Source organism: Psychrobacter sp., assembly GCF_018260395.1.
In the GTDB taxonomy this organism is placed as follows: domain Bacteria; phylum Pseudomonadota; class Gammaproteobacteria; order Pseudomonadales; family Moraxellaceae; genus Psychrobacter.
In genome coordinates, this window is the sequence record NZ_JAGLBC010000127.1 from 1 (window position 1) to 6813 (window position 6813).

Annotated in this window: 5 protein-coding genes; 2 read left to right on the plus strand and 3 right to left on the minus strand. The window is 39.0% G+C overall.

The features are described 5' to 3' along the window. The first annotated feature begins 142 nt into the window (after window positions 1–142). Window positions 143–1060 carry a PHP domain-containing protein gene (locus QZ265_RS08975; protein WP_296405453.1) on the plus strand — a complete coding sequence of 306 codons (918 nt, stop codon included), beginning with the start codon at window positions 143–145 and terminating at the stop codon, window positions 1058–1060. A gap of 48 nt (window positions 1061–1108) precedes the next feature. Here the strand turns inward: QZ265_RS08975 and QZ265_RS08980 are convergent, their stop codons facing one another. Further along, a complete protein-coding gene (locus tag QZ265_RS08980; protein WP_296405454.1) occupies window positions 1109–2329 on the minus strand; it encodes a tRNA pseudouridine(13) synthase TruD in 1221 nt (406 codons plus the stop codon). A 281-nt stretch (window positions 2330–2610) separates the two neighbouring features. On the opposite strand from QZ265_RS08980, the gene QZ265_RS08985 reads away from it, so the two are divergent. Then, window positions 2611–3210, plus strand: a complete 600-nt coding sequence (locus QZ265_RS08985; protein ID WP_296405456.1) for an N-acetyltransferase — start codon at window positions 2611–2613, stop codon at window positions 3208–3210. 66 nt (window positions 3211–3276) lie between these two features. Here QZ265_RS08985 and QZ265_RS08990 read toward each other — a convergent pair whose 3' ends face one another. Continuing rightward, the gene (locus QZ265_RS08990; protein ID WP_296405457.1) at window positions 3277–5175 is read right to left on the minus strand and encodes a J domain-containing protein; all 1899 of its coding nucleotides are present in this window, start codon (window positions 5173–5175) and stop codon (window positions 3277–3279) included. Between the two features lie 68 nt (window positions 5176–5243). After that, a partial coding sequence (locus QZ265_RS08995) for a hypothetical protein (RefSeq protein ID WP_296405459.1) occupies window positions 5244–6813 on the minus strand: 1570 nt, incomplete at its 5' end.

Genomic DNA, 6813 nt, shown 5'->3' on the forward strand with positions numbered 1-6813 from the left:
TACACGCCCTGACCTACAAAAAAAAGCATTGCTGCAATGGAAACTTCCATTTACCAATTTTTCGACATAATAATTAATTAACCGTTACAATAACTACTTAAATCAACCCTTTTGAATAATCCTGACATTAAAGCCCTAACTTATGCCAAACAGTCCGTCTGTATCAAAATCCAGCCTCGCTTATAAACGCATTGACTTACATAGTCATAGCACTTGTTCTGATGGCAGTAATTCCCCTACCGAGCTAATCCAAAAAGCGCATAATGCCAATATTGATATTTTTGCCTTAACCGATCACGACACTTTAAAGGGGATACCTGAAGCCAAAAAGATGGCAGACAGTCTGGGTATTCAGCTCATTAACGGCGTTGAGATAAGCTGTCAGCATACTCTCACCGGTGGTTATGGTAAAAATAAGGCAAAAGATAAGGTCATTCACGTGCTTGGCCTTGGTTTTACTGACTTTGATGAAATGAATGATACTTTAACTCATATTCAAATCAGTCGTGGTAATCGGGGGCGGATGATTGTTGAAAAAATGGCTGAATTAACCGGTCATGAGTTTGATGAGATGTGGCATGCGGTATTAGATAAAGCAGATGGCAATGCCGATGCGGTAGGGCGTGCTCATATTGCCAAAGTGTTGGTCGAAAAAGATATTGTACCTACCATGCAAAAAGCGTTTGATAAGTATTTAGCCGATAATAAAGCAGCTTATGTTCCTATCGAAACTTTAAGTATGCAAGACACGATTCGTTTAATACAGCGATGTGGTGGTAAAGCAGTATTGGCACATCCCACTCGTTATAATCTTTCTGCAACTCGAGTGCGAAAACTGATTGCTGAATTTGCTGAATTTGGCGGGGATGGCTGTGAATTACCCAGCAGTGATGAGCCGTTAAGCACCAGACGTATGGTGGATCGCAGTATTGCTTTGCATGGGCTGCAAGTGGCAACCGGTAGTGACTTTCATGGTAGTAGTATGCCTTGGCGTCGATTGGGCGATGTTCCAAAACTCGCTGAAGGTCAAACTTTAGTTATCGAACAACTGCTCCATTAACAGATACACTATTAAATCTTTAAACATTTACCCAGTTAAAGGCTTTAATCACTGACTTAACTCAGCAACCAAGTTAGCCAATACGCTAGTGGCAAAAGTACCGGTGGGTAAAGTAAAATGTAATATTAATTCATGCTTGTCCATTATAACCTCGCGCCATGACCATGTTAGGTCAGAGACGGGTAAACGTATCGCACGGCGCATGGTTTTAAGGTCTTTCTTAATTAGTCCATGAGCCAGCCTTTGTAAAATAGGATGGTTAGCAACAATTTGATCTTCTAAAGCCTTGGCATCGCCTGTAACCTTATCATTGTTGACACCCCATAGCGGTGCAGTTGGATGAATATCGCCACTTGCCAAGCGCTGCTTTAACTCATCATCCATGTGCTGTGTAGCAAATACCGATCCTGAACCCTCTAAATTAAATACCTCTCCATTTAGTCCCGTATTCCAATCACTTTGTGCTACACGAGCGCAGACTATTTGATTGAAAATGGCACTCCTTGCAGATGACAGTAATAGCGACTGTAGATCGCGACTCTTTTTGGGATGCGGCGGGCGACCATGAATAGTCCCTTCTTCAAACCACTCAAGAGCGCTGGCAATGTTATTGCCTTGTCTACCAAAGCGCTGCTCGCCGAAGTAGTTGGGCACGCCAGCCTTGGCAATGATGAGTAAGACTTTATCAACGTCATCAATGGTTGGGGCAACCTCAGGGTTTAGCTCAATATCGGTTAGGCGGATAACAAATCGATTGGACTTGTGTGTGCCTCGATTCAGCTTTTTGCTGTGCCAAACCTGTTGTAACACCTCAACCGCTTCTTGTGAGTCAAGAATGCCTTCTTGATTTGAACTATGATGAGATCTTGTGGGTCTAGTCGATGTATGAATAAATTCCTTAAAACTAATCTCAGGCAACTGCCCCTTAGGTATGCGTAAACTAAACCACTGTGTGGTCACTGCCTGACGGTCTTTTAGCCCTGAATAGCCCACATCACGACTTGGAATTTTGGCCCACTTTGCCAACTGCTCTGCCACAAAATTAGTATTCATGCCCGTTTTTTTTATCTGCATCCATAAGTGCTCACCCTCACCGCTATGCTCTAATTGCATCAATTCATCTACCTGAAAGTCACTGGCAGACCCTTTAAAACTTGCTTTCAAAATAGGGGCTGGATATGGCTGTGCTAGGTATTGGCTATTGGTCAGGTGCTTAATTTGCTCTGCAGTAATTGGGGCTATATTGGATGGAGCAGTGGCTACAGTCATAAATGGCTCAGAACTTATTAATTAAATAAGGGATAAATTAAAGAGGGAATAAATATTATACTCAGGGCAAACGCATACTTTTAAAAAAATTAATATTTTCAGTGACTTATAAATTCAGAAAATTAAAACCTAAATTTATAACTATTTGATTTTAAATGGAATTCCAGAAAAGTGTGCGTTTGCCCTGATATTATACTAGTACGATAAAAAACAATTAGCTATATTTGAGTTAAACTAGGTCTAATATATTCAATAATACAAAGTTGGTGGAGTATAGCACTATGTCAAAAACTGATATGCCCAAACCCAATGTTTTTTTGCGTCAAGCTACTGTTGACGATATTGCCTCTTTACTAAATCTGTTAAATCAATGCTATCGTGATGATGTGGGCTGGACCAATGAAGCGCATTTGATCGGAGGGATTCGTACCACTACCACTGAAATTGAAAAGGTTATCAATGCGCCTCGTCATTATTTATTTGTGTTCCCTGAAACATCTAATGGCAATGAAACAGGTGAGATTTTAGGGTGTATCGCTGTGGATTTCACCACTGGACATGACCGTAAGCATGACAGTGAAAATCCTTGTGCTTATATTGGCATGTTCGCTGTTCATCCTAGGTTACAGGGCAAGGGAGTGGGTAATGAGATTCTCCAAGCCGCAGAAACTTTTGCAGGACGTCATTTAAAGTCAGACGACAATGAGCGCGATGTAAAATTGACCATGAGTATTCTAAGCCAACGTCCTGAGTTATTGGCGTATTATCAACGCCGTGGCTATGTGCTAACTGGCAAGAGTATGCCGTTTCCTGAAGATGGCAATAATGGCGACCCTAAAGTTAGCGGACTTGAACTGCTTGAGCTGGTTAAACAAATCTAAAGGTTGATGTCGTTAAATGGTGTTAATTGATGTTATATCAATAAAAGTGAAATTTAAATCTAGGGCTTAAAACATATCCGGTTCATTAAAGCTTTTGGTTGAGATAAACATCAGCATAAATATTAACACCAAAGCAAATAAGGATACCATAAACGTTAATAGCAGATAGTTTGAGGTTAATATATCAGAGCCGGTGACTAAAATAACAAAGGCCAATAAAGCAGAACCCAAGCTAAATCCGCTTAAGAAGTTCTTACCTATCAAGACCAGAGGTCTGAGCATATAAATATAGGAACCAAGGGTGACCAATAAGATAGGTACCATAGCCCCTAACCAAATAAGTGGCGGTGCAGAACCCTTTGTAACTACTAAATAACCTATCTGGTTACTCATGTTAGCGGCAATAGGTAATACCACAATAAATAGTAGTAAGCAAAGCGTAGCAACCCAGATAATGTGCTTTAAATGAGCAGGTCGCATAAAGCTGTTAAACGCCAATAATGTGCTCAATCCGGCGAGATGTGCAGCATAGTAGTTATTAAAGGGTAAAGTGGATATATGAAGCGGGCTAATAAATAATAGCCATAAAACTAAGCTAAGCATACCCCAACCAATGCGAACTGGTTTGCTTAAAATATTATGCTCTGGGTTAGCCAGATAGCTAATCTGCAGTTGCCAATATAGATACATAAGGCTAATGATCGTTACCACACCGATATAATCATATAGCGCCGAGGTATATGAAAATAACAACGACAAATTAGCAATTACTGCGCCGACACCAAGCATAATAATCAAGAAATCTGGCCAACGAATTATGCCAAAAGGGGCTAGGCGCTGCTTTAATATCAACAGCTGCGGATAGTTTAACTCCGGGTTGTTTATAGTCGTTGAGGTGCTAGTAGAGAGCATCTGAGCTTGAAGTGCATTAATTTGTTGGTTTAGCTCAATAGCAGGTATAGGAAACCAAAGTTGGCAAAAAAACTTCCAACGACTAGGTGCTTGCGAGTATGGCAGGCTAAAATCCCAATGTTGATATAACAATGGGTACGCTTTGGCCATATAATTTTGAAATTGATGTTTGTCAATAAAGTGACTGTCGGCATTGTAACCCTCATCTATTTGTTGTAATAAATGCCAAGGATAACAAGGCTGCCAATTATCGATATGTTGCTGCCAGCCAAAATGTGATTTGGCGAGATTATAGGCGGCCGGAAAGGCTTTAGTATTATCATCAAAAAAGACAATCAAGGCGCGTTCATAATCATCATAAACATCTAGAGGATAGTCTTTAAGCGCTTCAAATTGATCAGTTAAGCATTGGGTTAGGCGTGTGTCTATTTTAAGGCTAGATTGCTGATCGCTATTTAAGGGTGTTTGCAGTTCAGGGTCAGCCTGATTTGATTTGTCCGCTTGAGGCACGTTATCCGCTTGAGCTAGCTTGTCAGCTTGATCGGCAACTTCAAGGCATTGTTGCCATTCTATATGCCAATCAATAAGTTGCTGCTGGGCGTCTAATGGTAAAGGCGCAATATTTAGCTGTGCTTGCTCCGTGGGCTTAAAGTAATAGCTGTTGCCTTTAATTATTAAGCTAAATCCTTCGGTTGCTGCCTCTACGAACCCGTCATCTTCTTCATTGTCTAACGTATCGTCAATAAGCGAGTAATTTGACAAAGCGTCCGTGGTCAAATGAGTGTTGTCTATATCCTGCGATAAATCAGACGATAATTGCTTAGTGCCTTCTATCTCGTCATGTACTAACTTTAAGTCGTCATTAAAATTTGCGTCATCTATATACCAAAAACGCTCCTGTAATGCTTGCTCATATGCCTCTCGAATGCTTCGGAAACCAACCGGATTCTTATCAGGTTTATTGTCCTTTAATTTAATGGCATACGCTTTTTTAATGACGCTTTCATTAGAGGTGGGCGTTATTCCTAAGATTTCCCAGCAAGATTGAGTCATTTAAGTATCGCTGATTTATTAAAAAGTTTTATAGTATGAATATTTAACTAACCGCCATAAAGTAATGATTAAGCATCAATTGTGAAGTAATTAATCGCTTTATATCCCATTCCAATCATTAGCATGACACCGATGATTAATAGTAAAGATGAGACAAATAAACCTTGATTAAATAATAACGGGATTGTCTTAAAAACCAATAGATAAACCGTAATTAACGGCATTATTATTAAAGCAGACTGTATTTTTTTATTGATAAAGGTCATAGAAAAACGTGTTTTGTTATCCAGCACATTTACAATAATAGGAATACTGAACAATAGCCAAACAATTGGATTTATATTATTAGTACTTATCGTGCCTACTACTATAAACAAAAGCGTTGCGTTCAAAATTATAAGAACTTTCTCAACGATATTGCGCTGTCTAAAGGCCCATATCAATACAAAGGTAAATAATAATAAATGCAGTGCATTATAAGTATCGGTTAAAGAGGGGTTTTGAAAAGCTTGTAGGGCGAATGCACATATCAATATAAGACCAACGATTTGTAACACCAAAAAAAAGTTATCTGGAATGAAGTCTAAATCTAATTTGCTGTGAGAAAAAAGATTTAGCTGAAGTTGCCAATAGATATAAAAACCACTAATTATTAGCCAACTTTGCATACCATCATCAAAGGCTGTTTGATAACCAGTTATAAAGCCTAAACATTGGAATACTACCCAACACCATAATCCTATAGAGATAAAATCTATTAAATTTATAACCCCAAAAATACCAAGACGTTTATCGAGAGTCTTAAGCTGAGGATGATTCAACCAATATTCCATGTGTGGATAAGAATCAGGATCAAAGTCAGAATGTTTATAATGTGTTAGCTCTTGCTTTAGGTTGTTCAGCTGTTGTTTAACATCATAGGCGATATGAGGCCAAAAAAATTCTCGAATAAATTGCCATTTTCTGGGTACAACCAAGTCAGGCAAATCAAAGTTCCAGTGTTGATACACCATAGGATATTTGGAAGCAATATATTTAAGGAAGTTATCTTTGGTATCAAAATGAGCGATTTTAGAGTAGCTTTCATCCATATTGCGCAAGAGATACCAGGGGTACTCATCATTGTGCCAGCTATCAATATGTTGTTGCCAATCAAAATGAGCTTTGGCAAAAAAATACGACTCGCTATAAGCTTTTGGATAATCATCAAAGAATACAATTAATGCGCGCTCGTAATCATCTATATCATCAAGTGGACAGTCTTTGAGTTGTTCAAATTGTTGGACCAATTGCTTAAGCAATAGTTGATCAGCTTGCTCATGATTTGTCTTTAAAGCATAGTCATGAACATAAGCATCATAGTCAACCTCTTCATCATTATCATATTCGATATCGATAAGGGGCTTTGATTTATCAACAAGACTAATTTGCCATTCGTCTTGCCACTGATAGAGGTTGTTAGTAGAGGGTATAAGGTTGTCAGCGGGTGTTAAAAGTGTCAAATCACTGTCAGATAGTGGTTCGTCATTAACTTGGCTGTCTGCAAAGTTTAGAGGTGCTACTTCTGTATCTGTGCTATCTAGGCCCTCGCTATACTGGTTACCTTCTAAATATACAGCATCTAATGATTCATCAATA

Coding starts and splice junctions, on each gene's coding strand:
- QZ265_RS08975 (WP_296405453.1), top strand. CDS start 143: ATGCCAAACAGTCCGTCTGTATCAAAATCCAGCCTCGCTTATAAACGC.
- QZ265_RS08980 (WP_296405454.1), bottom strand. CDS start 2,329: ATGACTGTAGCCACTGCTCCATCCAATATAGCCCCAATTACTGCAGAG.
- QZ265_RS08990 (WP_296405457.1), bottom strand. CDS start 5,175: ATGACTCAATCTTGCTGGGAAATCTTAGGAATAACGCCCACCTCTAAT.
- QZ265_RS08985 (WP_296405456.1), top strand. CDS start 2,611: ATGTCAAAAACTGATATGCCCAAACCCAATGTTTTTTTGCGTCAAGCT.